Annotated in this window: 28 protein-coding genes and 1 tRNA gene; 25 read left to right on the top strand and 4 right to left on the bottom strand. The window is 44.8% G+C overall.

What is annotated here, in order from left to right; all coding sequences use genetic code 11:
* Positions 1-8: 8 nt before the first annotated feature.
* The 3 genes from K339_RS0125515 to K339_RS0125505 all read left to right on the top strand — a co-directional run bounded on the left by K339_RS0125515 (position 9) and on the right by K339_RS0125505 (position 995).
* Positions 9-194: a hypothetical protein gene (locus K339_RS0125515; RefSeq protein WP_028526140.1), complete on the top strand. Its 186-nt coding sequence runs from the start codon at positions 9-11 to the stop codon at positions 192-194.
* Between the two features lie 27 nt (positions 195-221).
* Positions 222-443, top strand: coding sequence for a hypothetical protein (locus K339_RS0125510; protein ID WP_028526139.1), 222 nt, complete (start codon positions 222-224; stop codon positions 441-443).
* A gap of 312 nt (positions 444-755) precedes the next feature.
* A complete protein-coding gene (locus tag K339_RS0125505; RefSeq protein WP_157607745.1) occupies positions 756-995 on the top strand; it encodes a hypothetical protein in 240 nt (79 codons plus the stop codon).
* Positions 996-1,043: 48 nt separating this feature from the next.
* Here K339_RS0125505 and K339_RS0125500 read toward each other — a convergent pair whose 3' ends face one another.
* Together K339_RS0125500 and K339_RS36535 are read right to left on the bottom strand one after the other, a co-directional pair.
* Positions 1,044-1,310 carry a hypothetical protein gene (locus K339_RS0125500; protein ID WP_028526137.1) on the bottom strand — a complete coding sequence of 89 codons (267 nt, stop codon included), beginning with the start codon at positions 1,308-1,310 and terminating at the stop codon, positions 1,044-1,046.
* Between the two features lie 18 nt (positions 1,311-1,328).
* Positions 1,329-2,144, bottom strand: coding sequence for a lysozyme inhibitor LprI family protein (locus tag K339_RS36535; protein WP_064751015.1), 816 nt, complete (start codon positions 2,142-2,144; stop codon positions 1,329-1,331).
* Between the two features lie 777 nt (positions 2,145-2,921).
* On the opposite strand from K339_RS36535, the gene K339_RS0125490 reads away from it, so the two are divergent.
* From K339_RS0125490 to K339_RS0125400, 19 genes are all read left to right on the top strand, one after another.
* On the top strand, positions 2,922-3,398 hold the full coding sequence (locus tag K339_RS0125490; protein WP_028526136.1) for a hypothetical protein: 477 nt from the start codon (positions 2,922-2,924) through the stop codon (positions 3,396-3,398).
* Positions 3,398-3,898, top strand: a complete 501-nt coding sequence (locus K339_RS0125485; RefSeq protein ID WP_028526135.1) for a hypothetical protein — start codon at positions 3,398-3,400, stop codon at positions 3,896-3,898. Before K339_RS0125490 ends, K339_RS0125485 begins: the two co-directional genes overlap by 1 nt.
* Before the next feature lie 4 nt (positions 3,899-3,902).
* Positions 3,903-4,529 carry a hypothetical protein gene (locus tag K339_RS0125480; RefSeq protein ID WP_028526134.1) on the top strand — a complete coding sequence of 209 codons (627 nt, stop codon included), beginning with the start codon at positions 3,903-3,905 and terminating at the stop codon, positions 4,527-4,529.
* Positions 4,526-4,996: a hypothetical protein gene (locus tag K339_RS0125475; RefSeq protein ID WP_028526133.1), complete on the top strand. Its 471-nt coding sequence runs from the start codon at positions 4,526-4,528 to the stop codon at positions 4,994-4,996. Before K339_RS0125480 ends, K339_RS0125475 begins: the two co-directional genes overlap by 4 nt.
* An 8-nt stretch (positions 4,997-5,004) precedes the next feature.
* Complete coding sequence (locus K339_RS0125470; RefSeq protein WP_028526132.1) at positions 5,005-5,394, top strand: hypothetical protein; 390 nt, start codon at positions 5,005-5,007, stop codon at positions 5,392-5,394.
* 37 nt (positions 5,395-5,431) lie between these two features.
* Complete coding sequence (locus K339_RS0125465) at positions 5,432-6,052, top strand: hypothetical protein (RefSeq protein WP_028526131.1); 621 nt, start codon at positions 5,432-5,434, stop codon at positions 6,050-6,052.
* A gap of 56 nt (positions 6,053-6,108) precedes the next feature.
* The gene (locus K339_RS37310) at positions 6,109-6,291 is read left to right on the top strand and encodes a hypothetical protein (protein ID WP_157607744.1); all 183 of its coding nucleotides are present in this window, start codon (positions 6,109-6,111) and stop codon (positions 6,289-6,291) included.
* A gap of 37 nt (positions 6,292-6,328) precedes the next feature.
* Positions 6,329-6,829, top strand: a complete 501-nt coding sequence (locus tag K339_RS0125455) for a hypothetical protein (RefSeq protein ID WP_028526129.1) — start codon at positions 6,329-6,331, stop codon at positions 6,827-6,829.
* A gap of 27 nt (positions 6,830-6,856) precedes the next feature.
* Positions 6,857-7,081 carry a hypothetical protein gene (locus tag K339_RS0125450; RefSeq protein WP_028526128.1) on the top strand — a complete coding sequence of 75 codons (225 nt, stop codon included), beginning with the start codon at positions 6,857-6,859 and terminating at the stop codon, positions 7,079-7,081.
* 5 nt (positions 7,082-7,086) lie between these two features.
* Positions 7,087-7,773 carry a hypothetical protein gene (locus K339_RS0125445; RefSeq protein WP_028526127.1) on the top strand — a complete coding sequence of 229 codons (687 nt, stop codon included), beginning with the start codon at positions 7,087-7,089 and terminating at the stop codon, positions 7,771-7,773.
* Between the two features lie 5 nt (positions 7,774-7,778).
* On the top strand, positions 7,779-8,114 hold the full coding sequence (locus tag K339_RS0125440) for a hypothetical protein (RefSeq protein WP_157607743.1): 336 nt from the start codon (positions 7,779-7,781) through the stop codon (positions 8,112-8,114).
* Positions 8,111-8,593 carry a lysozyme gene (locus K339_RS34795; RefSeq protein ID WP_051398251.1) on the top strand — a complete coding sequence of 161 codons (483 nt, stop codon included), beginning with the start codon at positions 8,111-8,113 and terminating at the stop codon, positions 8,591-8,593. The genes K339_RS0125440 and K339_RS34795 overlap by 4 nt, the downstream gene beginning before the upstream one ends.
* Before the next feature lie 47 nt (positions 8,594-8,640).
* Positions 8,641-9,060 carry a hypothetical protein gene (locus tag K339_RS0125430; RefSeq protein WP_028526125.1) on the top strand — a complete coding sequence of 140 codons (420 nt, stop codon included), beginning with the start codon at positions 8,641-8,643 and terminating at the stop codon, positions 9,058-9,060.
* The gene (locus tag K339_RS0125425) at positions 9,057-9,404 is read left to right on the top strand and encodes a hypothetical protein (RefSeq protein ID WP_028526124.1); all 348 of its coding nucleotides are present in this window, start codon (positions 9,057-9,059) and stop codon (positions 9,402-9,404) included. Before K339_RS0125430 ends, K339_RS0125425 begins: the two co-directional genes overlap by 4 nt.
* Positions 9,405-9,482: 78 nt before the next feature.
* On the top strand, positions 9,483-10,562 hold the full coding sequence (locus K339_RS0125420; RefSeq protein WP_028526123.1) for a hypothetical protein: 1,080 nt from the start codon (positions 9,483-9,485) through the stop codon (positions 10,560-10,562).
* Entirely contained in the window at positions 10,559-11,944 is a 1,386-nt protein-coding gene (locus K339_RS0125415) for a hypothetical protein (protein WP_037301884.1), read from the top strand. Before K339_RS0125420 ends, K339_RS0125415 begins: the two co-directional genes overlap by 4 nt.
* A gap of 2 nt (positions 11,945-11,946) precedes the next feature.
* Positions 11,947-12,330, top strand: coding sequence for a hypothetical protein (locus tag K339_RS0125410; protein WP_028526121.1), 384 nt, complete (start codon positions 11,947-11,949; stop codon positions 12,328-12,330).
* A gap of 11 nt (positions 12,331-12,341) precedes the next feature.
* Positions 12,342-13,049, top strand: coding sequence for a hypothetical protein (locus K339_RS0125405; RefSeq protein ID WP_028526120.1), 708 nt, complete (start codon positions 12,342-12,344; stop codon positions 13,047-13,049).
* A 4-nt stretch (positions 13,050-13,053) separates the two neighbouring features.
* Positions 13,054-15,714: a glycosyl hydrolase family 28-related protein gene (locus K339_RS0125400; protein WP_028526119.1), complete on the top strand. Its 2,661-nt coding sequence runs from the start codon at positions 13,054-13,056 to the stop codon at positions 15,712-15,714.
* Between the two features lie 126 nt (positions 15,715-15,840).
* Here the strand turns inward: K339_RS0125400 and K339_RS36785 are convergent, their stop codons facing one another.
* Together K339_RS36785 and K339_RS0125390 are read right to left on the bottom strand one after the other, a co-directional pair.
* Positions 15,841-16,968, bottom strand: a complete 1,128-nt coding sequence (locus tag K339_RS36785) for a tyrosine-type recombinase/integrase (protein ID WP_028526118.1) — start codon at positions 16,966-16,968, stop codon at positions 15,841-15,843.
* A gap of 73 nt (positions 16,969-17,041) precedes the next feature.
* A tRNA-Leu gene (locus K339_RS0125390) sits at positions 17,042-17,125 on the bottom strand.
* 162 nt (positions 17,126-17,287) lie between these two features.
* Between K339_RS0125390 and K339_RS0125385 the strand changes: the two genes are divergently transcribed.
* From K339_RS0125385 to K339_RS0125375, 3 genes are all read left to right on the top strand, one after another.
* Positions 17,288-18,313: a S66 peptidase family protein gene (locus tag K339_RS0125385; RefSeq protein WP_028526117.1), complete on the top strand. Its 1,026-nt coding sequence runs from the start codon at positions 17,288-17,290 to the stop codon at positions 18,311-18,313.
* Between the two features lie 109 nt (positions 18,314-18,422).
* Complete coding sequence (locus K339_RS0125380; protein WP_028526116.1) at positions 18,423-18,971, top strand: RNA polymerase sigma factor; 549 nt, start codon at positions 18,423-18,425, stop codon at positions 18,969-18,971.
* A 100-nt stretch (positions 18,972-19,071) separates the two neighbouring features.
* Entirely contained in the window at positions 19,072-20,154 is a 1,083-nt protein-coding gene (locus K339_RS0125375; RefSeq protein ID WP_028526115.1) for a FecR family protein, read from the top strand.
* Positions 20,155-20,314 lie beyond the last annotated feature (160 nt).

Below are 20,314 nucleotides of genomic sequence, written 5' to 3'. Positions count from 1 at the left end.
TTACAACAATGAAACAAAAAATAAAAATTAGGCGAGTTAACGCAGTAGGAGAACAATTTAAAGATTTAACACCGAACTCTATACATGACATAATCCCAACGCCTAAGCAATACGAACATTTAGACGGGGTTTGGGTTTGGGGAAAAACGGAAGCAGTCCGAATACTGCCAAAAGAATATGATTACGTTAAATGATTTTTCATCTGTAAACCACTTACAACAATGCAATCACAAAAATCCAAACAAACAAAATCAGTGACCTCCGAAGAGATTCTTGCCGCCCTTGAAAAGGTAGCGTCTGAACATGGAGTAGAGAGCTTTATGTTTTTAGGTCTTAATTCAGACCCTTCTTTTGTAATGTCATCAAAATGCACAAAAAACACAATTCTAGCAGCCTTTGAGGAAGCCAATCGTAATTTAATCAAAGAGCTTTTTAAACGCTAACTAGCCCCCCGAAAGGGGTACAAATCCATTTTGGAAACTACCCCTTTTACCATTGCCAATTTTGGAAACATTTAAAAATCAACCACTTACCTATTGACTTTATCATTTTTACCCACTACGTTTGCAATGCCCAATATCAATTTTTTTATTAAAATTCTTCTAATGTTATGGACATTCAAGCAAACGTATTTAAAAAGACACTACGACGGCATACGGGTGTAAGTCCCGAAATACTGCATTTTTCCATAACAGGAAAGATTGGTGTTGGGCGTGACCGTCGTTATTTTTCAAACAATCAAATCATTTACTACTATGTGTGCAACGCCCAACGCCAACACAGAAACCATTACAGACGTATTTACGTACGTAATGCACAACAACATCAAGAACTTTAAGGAGGAAAACGACGACATTTTAGGGCTATCCCTAACGCTCGACGAACTCTTTGCGGGTTACTTAGATTCACAAGTTTCGGAACTAGACGACTATACCCGTCTCGATAGGTTTAGGGACTACTTGAAGATTAAAGAGCTTTTACAAATCATCCAGTAACAAAAAGCCCCTCAATCGTGAGGGGCTTTTCTGTTTCTTAACCTTTTTTCATCCTTTGTACTCATAAGTAACACTAAGAACGCCGTCGGGTTTAACAATCAGCATATAAACAAACACTATGAATCCAATAATGATAACACATAATAAAAGTGCTATTAAGAACTGAAAACATCCGTAGCTACCAGCGGCATAGCTTTGTGAAGTAGGGTAATACCCCATGCTTGCCATTTGCTTTGCATCTACCGAAAAATCATTCATTGCCTTAGATTGCTTCCCTTTGTAGGTTTTTACAATTACTTTCTGAGTAGGTTCCATATAGATTTGGTTAGTAAATTATTTTGATTGAACATTAAATGTTATTGTCCCCTTTGAAAGACGTGGGACGTTTTCAGACTTAGGAACTAGCTTCATTCTTTTTACCTCGCGTCTATAGTTTTCTACTACGGATTGACTAAAGGTAGTTTCTTTAACCATTATATTGACAATATCCCCCGTATCATCAACCGTAATTTCAAATACTACCCTTCCTGATTCACCCGAATCATCATTAATTTGTGGACGCGCCCCCATCCCCCAACCTGACACATTCAAGGCTAATGCAGCCTTTACACCACCAGTTTTACCATACTTACTATTTGCGTCAATGCTACCTTTGGGCGCTATGGAGTCCACCAAAGTAATACCCGAATCAGAAGACTTTTTAAATAATGGGCTTCCATCTATTCGTTTATTTGCACTTGTAACAGGGGATACATTTTTATTCTTTACACTACCATTACAAATATCCCCCTCTGGTAGCCCATCTAACCACACTTTAAGCTCCTTAATTCTATTGTCAGTTAAAAAAATCAAATAGTCAGATACACAAAGCCCCAATGATGAACCATAGTAGTTAGGTTGATTGATATTGGGGAACTTAGCCTTTATCATTGAATTTTTGTACGTCACCCATGCTTTTTGAGATTCCTCCAAAGACTTCAAAAATAAGACGTCACCATCATAATCAATCTTAATTTTCTCAATGATATAGGTCAATTCCAAATCTTTCTTCCTAGACTCTACGCTTATATGTTTGTTTATTTCGCTTTGAGTCTGACCGTAAACAATCAATCCGCTAAACGTGGCTATTAATAGTAGTAACTTTTTCATTCTTCTAAAATTTCGATTTTCGTCAAAAGTAAAATTTTCGGCCAACACGCTCCAAACCGCTTAGTAAATTTTTGAACTTTTTTGAGACGCACCGACGGACGGACACGCCCAGATACATATAGACAGACAGACAAATATATATATAGGGTGAAATGTCTGTCTGTCCGAAGAAAAAGCCCCAAAAAAAACATTGGATAAAACCCATTTTGTCGGAATCTTAGGCCGTGTCCGACGGTCAAATATTTATAATATTCCGTTTTTAGTGCCATAAATAAGCCATTTTCAGAATATTATTTTGTTTTTATGGAGCGACAGACAGACATTTCCCTAATATACCCCCTTTGTCTGTCTGTCTTTTTTTGTCCAAAGATTATTTTGCAGGTATCCCCGCCAATACCCTTGCAAAAACCCTACGCAAAATCCCCAATTCATCCCCTTATAATAGGCCGTAGGTGTTATGATTGTTTCTTGAACCATGACACTATTAGGTTTTTCTCGTTTTCGGTGAATGTATGCTTATTGTCATAGCGCGTACAGAGAGCTATTTCTTCACTTAATAGTTTCCGAAAACGAGAATAGTTTGTTGGCGACGCTTCCAAACCTACCATTTGGAGCAAATCAGACTTTCGGTAAAAAGGATTTTTAAAGACCATTCTTTTTGTTTTTCAGCTAGTTATCACCATTGTTTACTACTCTACAAAGATACAAAAACCGTGTTTCAATTTTGGAAACTTCACCACATATTTGCATCACACAACGACGCAAAATGACCCAAAAATGAAGTATTTCCCCGATAATCTAGTAACGGTCAATTATGTACTTGCCACCCTCCAAAACTACAAAGGAGAATCGGCGGAAGTACAAGCCGAACTAAGAACGGAGGCAATACAGAAACTTGGACAACTGGCACAATCGTACGCAAACGAAATGGTCATTATTGCAGACCGTTACCAGTTGCTCATAGACCGCCAAAAGCTAACCAGTACAGCCACGGCTATCACAGGAGCGGTTGCAAGTGCAATACCCATACCGATAGTGCAAGGTTTGGGCGTTTTGGTTGGTTTGGCGGGGTCGCTCATTTCAGGCGTTCAGGGCAAAAACGTAGCAAAGGCTCAGGCCGAACTACAAGCCCTACAACTCAAAATACAGCAAACACAGGCGGCTATACAGCAGTTACAGGCCGATTCGGGTAATTCGTACACCCTCTATTTTGTACTGGCTCTTATTGTCGCTTTATACTTTATCATCCGCTAATGGCACAAACGATTTTACCACCTAGCAAAAACGCCAAAGTGAAGGTCGTAAAGACGGGGGCGTTGTTTTATTGGGGAACATCAACCGATAGCACCCAACAACGGAAACCCGCCAATAAGACTAATACCAACACCGATTGGCAAGAAGGCGACTACGTAACCGCCACGGGCAACGTAATAGCCAACACGGGCGGCACTTGGATAGAAGTAGTAGTGCCACGGTGGTACAGAAAGAACGTTTTTCAGCAGTGGGCAATAGTTCCGAGTATAGCCTACTACCGCGCCGAAGACAATTCTTGTACGTGGATTTACGAAGGCGTAGAAGGCGGCAAACCCGCCACCACCACGGGCGGAGCAGTAGGCGGCGGCACAACGGGCGGCGGCACTAATACGGGAGGCTCAAACGGCAACGGAGGCAACAACGGAGGCGATACCAAAACAGACAATACCCTAGTCTATGTAAGTATTGCAATAGGTGCTTTATCTCTCTTAAAAAAGTAAGTAAATGGGCTTTATCACGACCAATATTTTCCCGTCAAAAAACACCGTCATCGGCGTAAATCCTACGACCAACACGGGTATATTTTTAGACATTTTTGGCGGCACACAGGGAGGTAGTTACGCAAGTGGGGTTGACCTTAGCAAAGGCATCGTTACCACCACGCCCGAAACCCAACCCCCTGCCAACACAGGGAGCGGAACGGATACGGGCGGTACAGTCCCCGCCAATGGCACGGTAACACCCACAGACGAACGCCTATTGGTACTCGAACGCATCCGCCAAAGTGCAGACCTAGACCCCGCCGCCAAAATAAGGATTCAGCGCTTGGCCGCGTCACGGTCAGAGCTTACGGCGCAAAACCTACGGGTCATTTTTGCCACCTGTCTCTATCCATCGGCGCAAGGGCTACCCGCTCCCGAAGGCTACGAGTATTTTTTGACCCTCCTAGAAAAAGGGCAAACGGTAGAAGCCGCGTTGTCGGACTCACGCCTAAAATTCAATGCTGATAAGGCACAAAGCAGCCCGTCAGACCCCAACGCCCCTGATAGTCAGGACGACCTAATCAAGCAGGGGCGAATAGTTGTAATAGCAATCGCGGCCTTTGTGGTCTTAATCTTACTGAACCGATGAATCGAACCGCCATTTTTTTAGTCTTTGCCGTTGTGGTGTTCTTAGTGTGGTACACGCCTAAGATTAGAGCCGCCCAACGTCTCAACTACCGCCCCCTGCTCCCTACCAATTTTCGGGTATCAAGTGGGGCGATTGAGTGGATACAGCCCATAGCCGTAACCAACGCCCTAAACGCCTCACTTTCAATACAGAACGCGGACTTTAGGGTAGGAAACAAAGAGGGCTACCAGTACGCACAATGCGTATTACCCAACAAGGTGCTTATTCAACCCAACGCCACTACGGCCATGCCGCTACTGGTTCAAATCGGCCTCTTAGACGCCCCCGCCGTCATTCAAAAAATCATTGCGGACGGCAAAGGCGACGGCACGGTGTCGCTCTATTTTTCGGGAGTCGTAAAGGCCGAATGGGTTTGGTTTACAGTACCCACGTTTTCAATGGACGTACCTATCAACTTTTTTAAGTAGTTACCACCATGCCAACCACGCAAGTTTTATCCGTCCCGACGAAAACCCCCGTCATACCGCCATTGCCACAGGGCGCAACCTACGCAACAGGCCCCGACGGCAAGGTGTATATCAAATACGCTACCCAAAACGCCAACGGCCAATGGGTGCAGACGGTAAGCACGGTAGTAAATGGCGCACTTGTGCCCATCCTAAACGCGCTCTTTCCGAACGGAGTAGTGCCAAACAACAACGCCGCAACTACCCTACCCAACGGGCAAGTACTAGGCGGGTTTGATACCTACGGAGGCAACGGCGCGGGTACAGGCGGCGGCACGGCCAACAATACCACACCCCTACTCATTGGCGGGGCGGCGGTAGCGGCTTTACTGCTTTTCAACAAACGCACAACCACTTAGACACGCATAGTTTTTTTTCACAAACCAATTTTTCACAATGGCAGCAAACGAAGTTTCCATCATTGGTAACATTGGTACACTCACAGGTACAAACGGTACGGGTGTAGTGTACTTAGGGCAGGTCAACAGCAAATACGGCCTCTTTTACCAAGTTCTCAACACAGTACCAGACCCCGACGTAGCACAATGGGCGTTTTTACCCCGTGATGCGTTTATGACCTACGTAGCACAAGGCAACGGGACGTATCATAGCGGCGTGGACGTGGCGTCTATGCTCAACGACGGCAACAGTGCCACCTTTGTAACGGCGGTATCAGGCAACGACTGGAAAGTAAACGTTATCAACGATAACAGCCTACCACGCTTGTACAACAACCAACCTTTTTACTCTTTGAGAGGGCAAGGCGTAGCGGTGATTGACCCTAATACGGCCACTTACACCAACAGCACCACCACGGCGGTAGTAACCACTTCGACGGGTTCAACTTCTACCAGTGCAAACTTTTTGGAGAACATCCTAGGCGCAAGCACGGTAACGTTCATCAAGGAAAACGCGGTTTGGATTTTGTTGATTGCCTTGGTGTTGGCATACCTTTTCTACATGGAAAAGAAGGGCAAAAAAGGCGGCAAAAAGTCTAAATTCTTAGGCTTGTTTTAATCTGATTCTTTCACCAAAGGGGGCGTAAAAAACCCCCTATAAACTTCCATACAAAAATGGCAAAGAAGGCAAAAAAATACCCAAAACAGCCAAAGGCAGGCGCAAGCAAAAGCACCTTTGAAAAATGGGAAAAACGTTGTGCTGAGGTATCAAAATACAATGCTACTATCACCAACGAAAAAAAGGCCAAAGAGAGCATTAAGGCCAAAGTTCAAAAAATGAAAGAACGCGCAAAATAGGGGGGCTTAGTCCCCCTATTATCCCCCTCTTACTGACATGAATACCGTACAAGACGCTATTGCTCATATCGAACGTAAAAAGGTGACTTACTGGCGGTTAAAAACCAGTTCGGGCAAACTCAAAGGCGATTTTGAGAGCGACGATTTGCAGGAATCAATACAGGAGTTTAGCGAACTAGCTAACCACCTCACGACGGGCAAATATGAGCTACTTATCCGTTCGTCAAAGCAAAATTATCGGGGCGAAACGGTATTTGATTTTGAGGTGTACCATACAGGATTTCAGGCACAAAAAACCAACAACACAACCGCTATGGATGCTGCAATGTTTCAGGTGATGGTTGACATAAAAACCTCACTTACAGAGATTAAAATGCTTATTCAGCAACACAAGGAGCATACCGACAGCCGATTTAAGGAGTTGGGAAAAGCCCTGTCAGAAATTTTTGACGAAGACGAAAAACCCGCCATGTCCCCCATGGAAATGGTCAAGGGCTTGCAGGGGCTTAAAAATGCCGCGTCAGACCTCAAATTGTAGTAAAGCACTCAAAAACAAAACCTTAGGATGACACCCGAACAAAAAACCGACATTGTCAAAGCTCACTATTCCGTCATTGTAAACGTGCTAGGGAGCGACGAAAAAGCGTGTGATTTCATCGCATGGACGGCCAACTTTTTCAACAACAACCCCGCCGTTCTAAAGGAAATCAGCAACCCAAAAACCCGCGATAAGGTGTTTTCTAGTGCGGTTGCTTTAGCCAACAATCCACTTCTTAAAAGCCTATTGTAGTCCCAATGGAAACCAACCAACGCCGATACTTAACCGAAAACAACGAGACCCTAGTAGTTCGTTTTATCATTGTGGTTGTGGCTTATTTCTTCGTGCGTAGCATTGTAAGAAACGCCGCCAAAGCCGCAACCGACGAAGCTATTTTGGTAGGTGACGTAAACGCATTGGCGGCGGTACAAATCAGACAGGCGATTAACCCATCGGGTTTTGGTTGGACAATGGGACTTGACGGTACAAACTTAAATAAGTTGTACGAGGCGGCTAATTCTGTAACAGACACCGCAAAGGCCAAACAGTACTACAACACAAAGTTCGGTTCTGATATGCTTTTAGACGTTCAGAATGACACTGACGAAGAAGAATTTAAGACCTTCATTGGCGTACTGAACAAGACTATAAAGCCGCCTACCACCACCACAACGACCCCAAACACGACAACCAAAACAAAGGGGTACTATACCACGGCAGCGGCGCAAGCCTATGAAGTAACCCTTACGAATGGGCAATATAGTACGGCCTTTAAAGCAGTTGGTTCGGCATTTAAAGCGGGCGCTTTGGTCTCAACTACCGCCCCTGTACAAATCATAAAAGTAAGCCAAAGCGGCACTTTGTATAGCGTTTTTAAGGTCAAGGGGCTTATTTGGGATTCGTACTTTATGGTACGCAAAGACTTAATAATCTATAAAGGTTAATCACTATGAATCTGATAGTCATTGTATTAGGAGTTGTTCTTTTGTTGATGCTAAAAGGCAATAATAGCGGTACGGTGTTAGAACCCGTAGGGGAATCGAACGTACTGAAAACTAACGCATCAGTCACCGCCTATTATGCCCAATACTCCACAAATGGGCAACTCCTTATTACCAACACCCCTTTTAAAACCTATTCAGCAGGTCAAGCAATTGAGGGGGTTTTTGAAAAGTATGTAGTTGGTGGGAATATTAAGTACGGCTTATTTTCGCTTACTGACATTTCTACGGGTTTTGATGAGGTTCTTTTTGTTATCAATCAGCAAAATTTAACACGGCAATGACAGGGAGAAACTACACAGCAAGCACCCTAACCCTTATTCGTGGTTTTGAGGGTTTCGAGGCCAAAGCCTACCCCGACGGCGGGGCGTACTCAATCGGGTACGGGTCGCAAACGTGGGAGGATGGAACGCCCGTCAAAGCGGGGCAAACCATCACCAAAGAACGCGCCGAAAAGCTCCTAACGCACCATGTGGCACGTTTTGCTACGACCGTAAACGCCTATATCACCGTACCGCTCACACAAGGGCAATTTGACGCCCTAACGTCATTTACTTACAACGTAGGCGGCGGGGCATTGTTTAGCTCTACCCTACGCAAAAAAGTAAACGCCAACCCAAACGATTTTACGGCTATTGCTACCGAGTTCCGTAAATGGGTTTTCTCAAAAGGCGTAAAACTAAACGCACTCATAGCGCGTCGAGAGGCCGAAATACTTGTTTACGTTGGTTCAAAAAAAAAGACCTCACGGGTTGGCTCATAGCGGCGGCGGTTGTCTATTTAGCCACTAAGCGTATATCTTAAAACGTTATGCCTAGTTCTATGCACCATATCAGTACAGTTTTTGCGGATGTATTATTATTCGTAATACTCCAAATTTCGGGCGTAACGCTTGATATTAACCTCCGTTTGCAGTTGGCGGGGTTGGGTGGTGCAATACTTGCCGTGCGTACCATCGACAAAAAGGCCGAATGGAAAGACACGCTTAAAGTAGCCTTATCGGGGCTTGTGTTGTCCAACTTCGTAGGGTTTGCATTTTGCGAATACTACGGCATTGACCTAGCAAGTTTCAAAGCCGCTTTTGTGGTGTTTATGTTTGGCATTTGTTCAGATATTTTTTTACGTATGGTATCGGTGTCGGGGCGCGTTTTGGTCGATAGAACCCGCGAATTGACCAATGCTTTTATAGATTTTTTTAAACACTTTTTCACCAAAACCAACAAACAATGAAGACGTTTGGCATCAATCAGTTATCGTATTTTGTACGCTTTTTTGGGTCGCTCATTGCCATTACGGCGGGTATTCTCACCGAGCGTAAATTGAGCCTTATTAACACCTTACCAAAGGTATTTCGATTGCTCCCCCTTGTTCGGCCAACATTCTCAAACTTTGGTCAAGTTTGGGACGAATTTCGAGACCTTGACGACGACGAACGTCAGGAACTCCGAACGATTTTAGCAATAGAATTGGACTTGGAGTTTGAGCAAGACGAAGAAACGAAGAAATTATTAGACAGGGGCGTTTCGGGCGCACTAGGATTTTTGGAGCTAGTAACCTCATTTAAAAAGGGTTGAACTAACTAGGATTTGTTTTTTGAGACCGCAAAAAGTCCGCTTTTGGCGGGCTTTTTCTCTATAAAACCGTTTAAAATCATGTCAAGAAAAACGAGAATCATTCTATTGGTTTTTGTGCTTGTTATTGTCTTTTTGGCCTTTAGAAAGACCGACACAGCCCAAACCACCAACACAATAGGCCGTACCGACGGCGGCACGGGCGGCGGCTCAACCAGCACGGGCGGCGGCACTACCACCACCACCCCAACCAACGGCCTTGCCATTACAGGCGTGGGGCAAACGGTGACGGGCGTAACTTCCCCGCAATCGTGGCACACGGTAGCAGCTCCCGCACGGGTTATTAATTTACAGGCTACACCGTCAGGCACATACAGCGGAACGGCTACCCTGAAAACAACTGGCGGCACGGTGCTACATACCGAAACAATCACGGATTTGGAGGTAACAAGTACAGGGTATCCAGCCGTCTATTTTAACCCGACGAACCCCGTTTGGGGGCTTACGGCGGCGGGTACGTATGTCATGGAAGTAGCCCTAGCCATTGCAGGGACACTTTACAAGGCCACTACCAACGTGGTAATCACGAACGATGATTTGGGCATTGGAGGAACCAGCGGCGTATCTGTACAGGACTATACAGTTAGCAACGGCAACGAAGTAGCCCTCACGCTCACAGGTGGAACAATCGGCCAAAATGTGACGGTACAGCTCAAACAAGCGGGTGCAGTAGTTGGGATAATTACCGCCCCCTACGCCAACACCATGACGGTAAGCACAAGCCAATACGGGTACTTGGATGTATTTGTAGATAATACCGATATAGGCGGGGTTTATGTGCCCAACATCTTGACGGGCGCATGGACGGTAGAACGTGCGAAGGTGGACGAAAACAACGGCTTTTTGAACTTGCAATTTGCGAAGGTTGGAAACTCGTTTGCTGTGACCGATAGCGGTTCTAACGGCTACGCCAATATTGAGTACTGGCACAATGCCACGTACCTAGGCGCAACCATTCCAGCCAACTACGCAGTAGAGCCAAACATTGACCACCATATCACGAAAAAAGGTTGGGGAGCGGGTGGCGACTGGATGAGCTACGACAGCGACCCCAACCCAAAACAAAAAGCACAAACCACTTTTAAAATCGTATCGGCATGATTATAAGAGGATACACGCGCACAAGCAGCCCTAAGAATATGGCAGTGAGCGCACTAACCCAAGCCCCTAGTTTTTCCCTCCAAAAGAAGTTTGGCTTTGAATGCGGCTTTGTTTTGGGCGGTAGCTTACGGAGTTCGGCAGACCTTGCGGCAAAGGGCAATAACGTCTTTACGCGGTCGAGTACAGGAGCGGCGGCGGCTAACAAATTAGCTACCGCAATGGCATCAGACAATTTTGATTTCTCAAGCAATGGTAGTGCCTATAACGCGGGGCAATCGTTTGGAGGTCAGTTTAAAACTATTGTGCTAGATTTTGAAAATAGTTACGGAAATTACAACGACTCTACGAACGTTGACCGTATTGGGAACTTCATCAAAGGCGCAGTAGATTCAGGGGCAAAAGTGGGGGAGTTTTTGTATGGAATGTTGATTTGGAACGATAAACGAGTTTGGGGGGGAAGTGCGGCACGGTCGCAGTACACTAGCCCCGTGATTTCGGGCATTGGCACAAAAACCGTAAACTCGTTAGGTACAACCTTGGGGCAATTGTACAACCTACACAGTAAAATAGGGTATGGTACAGTTATGGTACAAGGTCGTCAAAACCACGACCCCCGCGCGGCAATGTACGAGTATATCCACCAGTTTCGAGTTTTCAAAAAGCAAAAAGCGGCGGGGCTACTCAACCACGTAAACGACTCAATTGGCTACCTATGGGGCGTCTCTGATACGTTTGGGTCAGGGATTCCTAACTTTTGGCACAAAATCCCGTTAGAAGCTCCTTACGACGGCGCAATACGGATTTTAAACCGTTCCGAAGAATCCCTTAAAATAATGAAGGGGTACGTAATTTGGGGGATGTTGGAATCTGACGGCGTTTGGTATTGGGATTCACAAATAGCTACCAGTGACGCAAGAAATGACGTAATAGACATTTTGTATTCGGGTTTTCCTGCGGGTGAAATGCAGTACACGGGAACAAGCAGCCTACCAAGTGGGCGACCTAGTCCTGAACGCACTTACCCATACTGCGACGGCCTAAGCAAAGATTCGGTTTGGCAGGGAGCGCACGAGTTTAGCCTTATTCAGAACGTCGTAATTGGCGGTACTAAATCAGAACCAAATTACTCGTACAAACGTGGAAATTCGGGGGGATTTACGGCGGTTACTATTCCTTCAGATGGAACGGGCATTGTGGACTCTTACGAAAACCAACATCCTATTTTGGCGAAAATAGTGAATGGTAGCAGCCTTGTTTTTGTGGTGCAAGACCCATCGGCAAGTGAGGGTACAATTACAAAAATAAGAGTCACCCACGGCGGAAAGTCCTACTTTCTTTCAGCAAACGCAGACGAACCAAAGATTTATAAATTTACCGTCTAGCTATGGCAGCAAACAACAACAGAGGCGCGCCAATTTTGCTAATACTTATCGTTTTGGCGTTTATTTGGTGGTTGTACAAAAAACGAGGTAGTACGCAGAATGTAGCACAAATACAGCAGGTTACGCCCTCAAGTTCCTACGCTTCGTACAGTTCAATGAGTACAAACCCAACCCCGCCCCCAACGACCTCCGAAGGCGGCGAAACCCTAACATTCGAGTTTACAAACCTGACTGACCAAACGTTTACACACAATTTAGGCAGATTGGTAGATGTAACAACAATCGTAGGGGGCGAAGAAGTAGAGTTAAACGTATTGTATCCCGATTTGAATACAGTTAGGATACAGTCTAACACAGCAATCACAGGCACTTTAATTGTGCAATAATCCTTAAAAAAATGGCAAAAAACAGATTTTTCGACCTTATCCTAAACGCAGGGGCGGCAATTGTAAACCTGCGATTTCCTAATAGCGCAACCGCTCCTACAAGCCCCTACGAAGGGCAAACGTACTACGATACAGCCACCAAAAAGTTTATGGGTTGGAACGGAACAGTATGGTTGGATTTATCGCAGGTGATGACAGGCGCGGCAACGATTAAGGGGGACATTACCAACGCGAATACTAGCCCCGCTTTCCCGTCGTCGCCTGCTACGGGAGACATTTGGTTTATTACGACAAATGGGGGAAGCGTGGGGGGCATTGAGGTAGAAATAGGCGACCAACTTGTACGGGGTACGACGAACTGGTTTGTTTTACAGGCAAACACCTTTACGGCAAGCGAAACCCGCGCGGGCGTTATCGAACTTGCAACGCAGGCGGAAGCAAACGCAGGAAGTGACACAACGAGAGCCTTAACTCCTGCGACCTTGGCGGGGTATCTTGCTAACTTCTTTTACGCGCGGCGAGTGACGCAAACTATTACGTCGTTGGTAGCCAACACCGCAACAAACGTAACGCACGGCCTAAACTTAGCTACCCCAGTCGTACAGGTTTGGCAGGGCGGGGAAGAAATAGACCTGCACGTACAAAGTGTTAGTAATAACATTGTTAGCGTAACCTCTAACACGACATTGGCAAACGTGACTGTAATCGTAATCGCCTAAAAATATGAGTAAGAGAACTTATTTTGATAAAGACATGAACAACGGGCGTATCTATAACTTAGGTACGCCCGTTGGGCTTACGACCAAACAGGCGGTCGATACGAACAGCACCGCCGCAAATGTGAAGTGGGTAGGAGCAAAAGGCGACGGTGCTACTAACGATACCGCCGCAATCCAATACGCAATAGACAACAGGGATTACGTGTACATCCCAAAAGGCACTTACTTGGTGTCAGGGCTTAACCTTCGTTCAGGCGTTAAGCTATTCGGCGAAGGGGCTGCAAGTATCCTAAAAGCAAATACCGACACAGCGAAGGTTATAAATGTGTATTCGGCGGGTTCGGTAATTACAGACGTGCAAGTTTGCGATTTAAGAATTAACGGAGGCGGGCAAACTACCGATAAATTCACGGGGATAAAACGCGCTTACGGGGTTTACATATCAAACGCGCAAAACGTTAAGATAGAACGCTTAATAATTGAAAAATGTGGCGTAATGCACCCCACAACTGTAATTAACGACGTAAATCACGGCGGGTATGGAATCCTAGCAGAAAGCCGAAACGGTGAGATAAGAAACATACGTATTTCGTCCTGTACAATCACAGATATAGCAGGCGGCGGTATGCAAATGGGGGACGGGATACTGGTAAACGCCTTTAACAATGACTTATCTATTGTCCCTCACAACGTGGTAGTAGAAAATTGCCACGTTGAGCGAGTAGGGCGACATTGTTATTCAGTGGGTGGCGAGAACCCGCAAAGTCTATCTCGAAACGTGTATATGAGTAACCTTTACGGAAAAAATGCCGCCCTTTGCGGTATAGATTTCGAGGAAGGGATACAGTGCGTTTTGGACGGGTTTAAGTTCGAGAACTGCGGTAACTATACGTATTACTACGATATGGCAGCAATTACCGAATACGGGGCACAGTACCACCTTTCTAGTGCTATCGCTATGGGCAACCTATGCGAAGGTACAGTAATAAGGAACGGGTTTATTTCAAACTGCAATTACGGCCTAACATTTGGCGGGGCAAGTAACACCCTGTACGACACGATACGGATAGAAAATAGTACACAGTCGGATATGGCGCTCAGACTTGCAAGAATGGGCGATAATACCATTTTGTATAATGTAAAGTGCATGACACCCGACAAAGTCGTCACCCCTTTTTATTCATCGACCGTTACTAGTGGTTTACTGATTGATAGTTGTTACTTCGCAAACGGCGCAAATATTGCGGGGGTACAAAACGCAAAATTTGAACAGTGTTTTTTTGCCAAACCGTTGACTATGTCTGGGCAATTTGATACAAAATTTGTAACAATAAATTCCTGTACGTTTACGGGGGTAAGGGGTATAAATTTTAGCAACACCACGTACGCGGAAGACATTACAATTTCAAACTGCAAATTTAAGGGCAATACTGAACATGGAATTTATCTCAGTTGGAACAGCGTCATAAGAACAAAGATTGTTAATAACGAGTTTGCGGACATAACGGGCGGAACGGCAGGGGCGGCAATTTACCACGCCAATGCTGACAGCCAAGACGCGATTGACACAATCGTACTTAACCGCTTCCAGAACTGCAAAAACGGAATTTACTTGTACCAAGGCGGGCGAAACACGAATATTTCAGGAAACCGATTTAGACAAATCGAAAATTGGTGTATTGATACCGACGTTATTTCTAGTATAAATGGTATGCTAGGCTGCAAGATAATCGACAACTACGCGGACGCTACTTGTGTCAACGGGCTACGCATTACAGCGGGCGGGAACGGGGAGAAATCTTTCGACTATTGTACAATTACCGACAACGACTTTCAGCGGGTTACGGGCACAGCTTACAGCATTTCGGCGGGCAACATAAACGGTTACTACCTACCAGACCGAAAGCAGTACTTTAATTACCAAACGGGTAACTTTTACGCCCTTGGATTCCTAGACCCGCATAGATTAGTTGAGCTAGATTTTACGCTTGATGGAGTACTACAAGTACCAAATAATACAGATGTTCCATACCCAATCGGCACAAAAATAGATGCCGTCCTAGTCTCTGAAACGAAAGGTAGTATAGAAGGGGCGGCAGGAGTTACATTGCGTTTGCCGCCAAACAAATCGGCCAATTTCTTAGGGAAAAATGCAAGGGTATCGTTCGTTAAAAAAGGTACAAACGAATGGTACGTATCGGGAGACCTGAAACCACCCACTTACAAATGTGCAGCTATTACAGACAGCACGGGAACGCTTAAAGACATACCAGAATTTCAATTCACGGCAAAGGCGGGAAAAGAGTACAAGGTTGACATATTCGTAATGTATCAAACGGATATGTCAACCACAGGCGTAAAACTAGGTGTATTTATGTCGAGCGGCACGGGTTCGGTGATTGGATACATGAATGGTTCGGTTTCATCGTCAGCGGCGGCGAGTGCGCTATCTATACCTATTAGGGTGATTGGAGCAAGTAATACGGCAGGAAGTTTTTTATTAACCACGGGGGTAAATGCCGTAAATACTCCACACTATTTAATAGGTAGTATTGTCATAACTTGTGCCACCGACGGGGTCGTAAAATTCCAAATGTGTACGGAGGTATCGGGTAGTGTTGCAACAATAAACGCAGGTAGCAGGATTTTTGTTAACGAGGTGTAAACAGAATAAAATTCTGTCTTACTAACAAAAAAGACCCTTACATGAGACCCATCGCGACAGGAGCATGAGCGCGGCGGGCTTTGTGAGGGTCTTTTTTTGTGCTAGGCGCAGAATTTTATTCTGTTTTTACCACCCCGCCAAATTTTCAATATCAGTGATAACATTCAGGGAACGTAGATAAATATCCGTAATTGTAAGGCTTGAATGTCTTAACAATCTTTGCAGCTTCTTAATATCTACACCCGATTGATAAGCCCTAACCGCCCCTGTGTGCTTCCAACTGTACAGGGAGTAACCTAAATTTTCAAGCCCTAAAACTTTCAGGGCTTTTGCGTGGCGGTTGTACGGCTCATTTTCCTGGCATTTAATTTTACCGCCAATAGCCATACTTCGACCAAACAAAAAACCCTGTTTGCCCACAAAGTTTTTAAGCAAGGGGTAAAGCGTCGTATTGATAGGGACAAAATCATTTTTTCGGTTTTTTGATATTGCCCCCGTTATGTTTATCCCCCGTCTATCAAAATCAATATTCACCACTTGCAAGGCTTTTAACTCTTTGGGACGAATAAAAGCATGATAAACAAAGCGAGTAAAAAGGTACAATTCAAAATCATTTTCCAACATCCAGTTTTCCAAAACCCTTTGATGTTCGATTGTGAAAGCCACATTAACCGCCGATTGGGTTTCCGTCAGCTTAACGACACGATACGGCTTCTTTTCAATAATTTCTTTGTTTACGCATTGCTCAAAGAACCACCCAACCAACTCCAAAACATTGTTTACGGTACTGTTACTATTTCCTATCGAAATCAGGTAATCAACAAAATCCGACAAATAGAGGTTAGTAAATTCGCACACTTGTAAGCCTTCAAGTTTCTTGGAATCCAAAAAGGCTATAATTTTCTTTAGGGCTGTTTTGTAGGTGTCGTAGGAGCGTTTCCGAAAGGTATCTTTTCTTTTTTCCAGTAGTTCGGGAAAAATAGTCTTAATCGTGTGTACTACCTTTTTTGTAGGTTCAATTTTGCCGAAATGCCCCCCCGATAGCAAAACGGCATTGATACGGGCTATTTCTTCTTTTGCCCACTCTTTTACTTCTTTTTCGGTCTTATATCGCGATGGACACCAAGTAACAATTGTCTTCAATTCATTGGCGGAAATATCCCAAGCCGAAAACTTTATGTAATAGCGTCCTTTGCTTTTTACATTTTTCGGGTACAATTCGGCCAACTTGTGAGGGTGTAGGTGGTCGCTCATACGCAGTCCAAAAATATCAATTGCACTATCAAAAACGTGAAAACCCGCAATACTCTGCGTATTGCGGGTTTTGTGACGAAGGCGAGATTCGAACTCGCACAGGCTAACGCCCACTACCCCCTCAAAGTAGCGTGTCTACCAATTCCACCACTTCGCCGTTCCCGTTGTTTGGGGATGCAAAAGTAGTGGTCTAAAATGATAATTGCAAATAGTTTTTTCAAATCAATTATTTTTTTCAAATCAATTTCTTTCCCTCCCCAAAAGTTGCTCAATTAAGCATAGTCGCTTATATTGGGCTAAAATGAACCTTTTTTCCTCCATGCAACGTCGTAATTTCCTCCAAACCATTGCCGCTACTCCCGCCCTAATTCCTTCTTTGTCAAACCGTAATAAACCCACACTCAAACCTGCTCGGCTCAAAGCAGGCGATACCGTGGGGCTCGTTTGTCCAGCGGCTCCCGCTTACAGCAAACAAACGGTACAAGTCATCGTCGAGTCCATGCAAGCCTTGGGTTTTAAAGTGAAATTTGGGAAACGAATGTGGGAAAGGTACGGTTACTTGGCAGGAAAAGATGCCGACCGAGCTGCTGACCTCAACGACATGTTTGCCGACCCATCGGTACAAGCGATTATCTGTGTGCATGGTGGCTGGGGATGTGCCCGATTGTTGCCTTTGCTAGACTATGACACCATCAAGAAAAACCCTAAAGTGTTGTTAGGTTATTCCGACGTGACCGCCCTGCTCCTGGGCATCTACAGCCAAACGGGCTTGGTTACATTTCATGGGCCAGTGGGGGCAGTTAGTTGGAACGAATTTACCGTAGGCTACCTCAAAAAAGTCCTCATAGAAGGCGAAGCTGTGCGATACGAAAACCCAAAAGTAGTGGGCGATAACCTCACACAAGTCGCCGACCGAATTGACACCATCGTTGCAGGAAAAGCAAAAGGCCGATTGTTGGGGGGAAACCTAACGGTACTGAGTCATTTGTTAGGCTCTCCATACGTACCCGACTGGAAAGGAAGCTTATTTTTTTGCGAAGACGTGGACGAAGCCCCCTACCGCGTTGACCGAATGTTGACCCAACTCAAACTGAGTGGTATCTTCGACGAAATGAGCGGTTTTATTTTTGGAAAATGTACCGAATGCGAACCTGGCAACGGAAGCTATGGCTCACTTACGCTCGAAGACCTGTGGTCAGACCATCTCCAACCTGCTCAGAAACCTGCCTTTTCAGGCTCGATGATTGGGCACATTCGCCAAAAATTCACCATTCCCGTTGGCATTGAAGCCGAAATGGACGCCGTTACGGGAGTCATTCAATTTTTAGAAAAAGCAGTGGTATGATCGCCATATTGTTCACTGACAGGTAAGTACAGGATACGTTAGCAATTGCTTTAAAAAAAATTTGCCCACCAACCTATTCTATTTACGCTATTTTTTATAGACCAACACCTTGAGGTACGCAACCGATTCGGAGCTATGGCAAGCCTTTAAAGAAGGCGATAGAGCCGCTTTTACCCAACTTTACAACCTTCATATCGAAGATTTGTTGAGTTATGGCTACCGCGTCACGTCCGATAGGCAGCTTATCAAAGACAGCATCCAAGACCTTTTTTTACACCTTTGGCGCAGTCGTCAGAACTTAGCCGATACTGATAGCATCAAATTTTACCTCTACCGCTCGCTTCGAAACAGAATTGTACGAAATAGCGAAAAAAACAACCACTCCCCCATTGATTCCGCAGGGTTATTTGAAAATATCATCGGAGAATTGTCATTTGAGGACGATTTGATTGCCAATGAGCAACTTAGCGAACAACACCAACGGCTCAAACGCGCCATTCACCAACTTCCTCGTCGGCAGCAAGAAATCATCCAGCTCCGCTATTACCACGATTTCGGTTTAGATGAAATCGGTGACATGATGCACATTAATCCCCAATCGGTTCGCAACCTCCTCCACCGAGCCATCACCGAACTTCGGGAATGTTTTTCGGTCTGAAACAGCGTTTTTTGAGGTTTCAAAAAAATAAATAAAAATATTTCAAGAAAAATGAGTACAAAACTAAACTACGCCGATTTAGGGGGTGAATGAAGAACTTATGAACACATCATACGCTTCCTATACCATTGAAGATTTTATCGCTGATGACTATTTCATTCAGTCGGTAAAACACCCTACGCCAGATTCTGAAGCCTATTGGGCCAATGTAATAAAGGAATATCCCCATTTGAATGAAAATATACACAGAGCCAAATTGGGCGTGGAACAACTTTCCGTAGCAGCAAAGCACGAAGTCCCGTTCCACGAAACTCCTGCAATATGGTCGCAAATCGCTGAGGAACTGGAAGAACCGCCAAAACGTATAGTTGAAATCGTTCTAAATTTTTGGAAACCAGCCCTTGCGGCGGCGTCTGTTATTATAGCACTTGGTTTGGGATGGAGATGGTACCAAAGCACTCCAAAAGGCAAGTATGATCAGCTCATTTCAGCGGCAAAAAGTCCCCTTGAAGAGGTAGTGAATACCACCTCCACAAACCTGACAGTTAATATGCCCGACGGGAGTCACGCTATCCTAAAACCCGAAAGTAAACTGAGTTATACCAAATCATTCACAGGCAATATCCGCGAAGTGTATCTTTCGGGCGAAGCTTTTTTTGACGTAATCAAAAACCCCAGTAAGCCTTTCTTTGTTTACGCCAATGGACTGATTACCAAAGTACTAGGCACAAGTTTTTGGGTAAAAGCGTACGAAGAAGATAAACAAGTAACCGTACTGGTAAAAACAGGGCGGGTCTCGGTTTTTGCCCAAAAAAACACCCAAAATCCTGACCCCGAAACCAATGGGCTGGTCTTAACGCCTAATCAGCAGGTAGTTTTTGGCAAAGCAGACGAACGATTGACCCGTAAATTGATTGAGAGACCCGTGATTTTGTTGTCGCCCCAAGAACTTAAACAATTCTCTTTTACGAATGCCTCTGTCACCGACATTTTCGCGGCCCTGGAGAAAGCCTATGGTGTTGACATTGTCATTGATGAAGAATTGATGGCCAACTGTACCCTCACCACTACCTTGTCCAACGAAACCCTTTTCGAGAAACTAGACATAATTTGTGAAGCACTTGAAGCCACCTACAAAGTAGTTGATGCTCAGGTTATTATCACAAGCAAAGGCTGTAACTAAACCAACTATCCGCTCATTTCAAACCCTTATCGCATGAATATAAAACTTGACTTAGTACACTAAAAAAGCCGATAACGATTCCAGCGTTACCGGCTTTCAAAAGCCCTTTTGATGGTCTTCCAAACCACATCCGATTCCAGCGGATGTGAAAGGGTTGTTT

The sequence above is a fragment of the Runella limosa DSM 17973 genome, from assembly GCF_000482465.1.
Classification (GTDB): domain Bacteria; phylum Bacteroidota; class Bacteroidia; order Cytophagales; family Spirosomataceae; genus Runella; species Runella limosa.
This window is presented reverse-complemented; position numbering and strand designations above follow the sequence as displayed.

Coding starts and splice junctions, on each gene's coding strand:
- K339_RS0125400 (WP_028526119.1), top strand. CDS start 13,054: ATGAGTAAGAGAACTTATTTTGATAAAGACATGAACAACGGGCGTATC.
- K339_RS37310 (WP_157607744.1), top strand. CDS start 6,109: ATGGCAAAGAAGGCAAAAAAATACCCAAAACAGCCAAAGGCAGGCGCA.
- K339_RS0125375 (WP_028526115.1), top strand. CDS start 19,072: ATGAACACATCATACGCTTCCTATACCATTGAAGATTTTATCGCTGAT.
- K339_RS0125485 (WP_028526135.1), top strand. CDS start 3,398: ATGGCACAAACGATTTTACCACCTAGCAAAAACGCCAAAGTGAAGGTC.
- K339_RS0125515 (WP_028526140.1), top strand. CDS start 9: ATGAAACAAAAAATAAAAATTAGGCGAGTTAACGCAGTAGGAGAACAA.
- K339_RS36535 (WP_064751015.1), bottom strand. CDS start 2,144: ATGAAAAAGTTACTACTATTAATAGCCACGTTTAGCGGATTGATTGTT.
- K339_RS36785 (WP_028526118.1), bottom strand. CDS start 16,968: ATGAGCGACCACCTACACCCTCACAAGTTGGCCGAATTGTACCCGAAA.
- K339_RS0125430 (WP_028526125.1), top strand. CDS start 8,641: ATGCCTAGTTCTATGCACCATATCAGTACAGTTTTTGCGGATGTATTA.
- K339_RS0125490 (WP_028526136.1), top strand. CDS start 2,922: ATGAAGTATTTCCCCGATAATCTAGTAACGGTCAATTATGTACTTGCC.
- K339_RS0125475 (WP_028526133.1), top strand. CDS start 4,526: ATGAATCGAACCGCCATTTTTTTAGTCTTTGCCGTTGTGGTGTTCTTA.
- K339_RS0125440 (WP_157607743.1), top strand. CDS start 7,779: ATGAATCTGATAGTCATTGTATTAGGAGTTGTTCTTTTGTTGATGCTA.
- K339_RS0125505 (WP_157607745.1), top strand. CDS start 756: ATGTGTGCAACGCCCAACGCCAACACAGAAACCATTACAGACGTATTT.
- K339_RS0125410 (WP_028526121.1), top strand. CDS start 11,947: ATGGCAGCAAACAACAACAGAGGCGCGCCAATTTTGCTAATACTTATC.
- K339_RS0125480 (WP_028526134.1), top strand. CDS start 3,903: ATGGGCTTTATCACGACCAATATTTTCCCGTCAAAAAACACCGTCATC.
- K339_RS0125465 (WP_028526131.1), top strand. CDS start 5,432: ATGGCAGCAAACGAAGTTTCCATCATTGGTAACATTGGTACACTCACA.
- K339_RS0125500 (WP_028526137.1), bottom strand. CDS start 1,310: ATGGAACCTACTCAGAAAGTAATTGTAAAAACCTACAAAGGGAAGCAA.
- K339_RS0125445 (WP_028526127.1), top strand. CDS start 7,087: ATGGAAACCAACCAACGCCGATACTTAACCGAAAACAACGAGACCCTA.
- K339_RS0125415 (WP_037301884.1), top strand. CDS start 10,559: ATGATTATAAGAGGATACACGCGCACAAGCAGCCCTAAGAATATGGCA.
- K339_RS0125420 (WP_028526123.1), top strand. CDS start 9,483: ATGTCAAGAAAAACGAGAATCATTCTATTGGTTTTTGTGCTTGTTATT.
- K339_RS0125425 (WP_028526124.1), top strand. CDS start 9,057: ATGAAGACGTTTGGCATCAATCAGTTATCGTATTTTGTACGCTTTTTT.
- K339_RS0125385 (WP_028526117.1), top strand. CDS start 17,288: ATGCAACGTCGTAATTTCCTCCAAACCATTGCCGCTACTCCCGCCCTA.
- K339_RS0125405 (WP_028526120.1), top strand. CDS start 12,342: ATGGCAAAAAACAGATTTTTCGACCTTATCCTAAACGCAGGGGCGGCA.
- K339_RS34795 (WP_051398251.1), top strand. CDS start 8,111: ATGACAGGGAGAAACTACACAGCAAGCACCCTAACCCTTATTCGTGGT.
- K339_RS0125455 (WP_028526129.1), top strand. CDS start 6,329: ATGAATACCGTACAAGACGCTATTGCTCATATCGAACGTAAAAAGGTG.
- K339_RS0125510 (WP_028526139.1), top strand. CDS start 222: ATGCAATCACAAAAATCCAAACAAACAAAATCAGTGACCTCCGAAGAG.
- K339_RS0125450 (WP_028526128.1), top strand. CDS start 6,857: ATGACACCCGAACAAAAAACCGACATTGTCAAAGCTCACTATTCCGTC.
- K339_RS0125470 (WP_028526132.1), top strand. CDS start 5,005: ATGCCAACCACGCAAGTTTTATCCGTCCCGACGAAAACCCCCGTCATA.